At 43.9% G+C, this 1,179-nt stretch carries 1 protein-coding gene; it reads left to right on the top strand.

The window, feature by feature from the left end:
* Nucleotides 1-4 precede the first annotated feature (4 nt).
* Nucleotides 5-1,179: elongation factor Tu (gene tuf / locus DS2_RS19330; RefSeq protein ID WP_035016729.1), on the top strand; the 1,175-nt coding region annotated here is incomplete at its 3' end.

Below are 1,179 nucleotides of genomic sequence, written 5' to 3'. Positions count from 1 at the left end.
GAAAGTGGCTAAAGCAAAATTTGAACGTACTAAACCGCACGTTAACGTAGGTACAATTGGACACGTTGACCACGGTAAAACAACGCTAACAGCAGCTATTACAACAGTATTAGCTAAAGTACACGGTGGTGAAGCAAAAGACTTCGCGTCAATCGATAATGCACCAGAAGAGCGTGAGCGTGGTATTACAATCAATACTTCACACGTTGAATATGACACACCAACTCGTCACTACGCACACGTAGACTGTCCTGGACACGCGGATTATGTTAAAAACATGATCACAGGTGCTGCACAGATGGACGGCGCAATCTTAGTAGTAAGTGCTGCAGATGGCCCAATGCCACAAACACGTGAGCACATCTTGTTATCACGTCAGGTAGGTGTACCTTACATCATCGTATTCATGAACAAATGTGACATGGTAGATGACGAAGAGTTATTAGAATTAGTAGAAATGGAAGTACGTGAATTACTTTCAGAATACGACTTCCCAGGTGACGATTTACCATTAATCCAAGGTTCAGCATTAAAAGCTTTAGAAGGCGATGCAGACTGGGAAGCGAAAATCGTAGAATTAGGCGAAGCTTTAGATTCATACATCCCAGAGCCAGAGCGTGACATCGATAAGCCATTCTTGATGCCAGTAGAAGATGTATTCTCAATCTCTGGTCGTGGTACAGTAGTAACAGGTCGTGTAGAGCGTGGTATCATCAACGTAGGTGATGAAATCGAAATCGTAGGTATCCGCGAGACGCAAAAAACGACTTGTACAGGTGTAGAAATGTTCCGCAAGCTTCTTGACGAAGGTCGTGCGGGTGAAAACATTGGTGCATTATTACGTGGTACTAAGCGTGATGACGTAGAACGTGGTCAAGTATTATGTAAGCCAGGTTCAATCACACCTCACACTAAGTTTGAGTCAGAAGTATACGTATTATCAAAAGAAGAAGGTGGTCGTCATACTCCATTCTTCAAAGGTTACCGTCCACAGTTCTACTTCCGTACAACTGACGTAACTGGTGCAGTAGAGTTACCAGAAGGCGTAGAAATGGTAATGCCAGGCGACAACATCAAAATGGTAGTAGAATTGATTTCACCAATCGCGATGGACGAAGGTTTACGCTTCGCAATCCGTGAAGGTGGTCGTACCGTTGGTGCTGGCGTTGTAGCTAAAAT

Source organism: Catenovulum agarivorans DS-2 (assembly GCF_000568405.1).
In the GTDB taxonomy this organism is placed as follows: domain Bacteria; phylum Pseudomonadota; class Gammaproteobacteria; order Enterobacterales; family Alteromonadaceae; genus Catenovulum; species Catenovulum agarivorans_A.
Note: the sequence above shows the minus strand (reverse complement) of the source record. Positions and strands in the feature narration are given on the sequence as shown.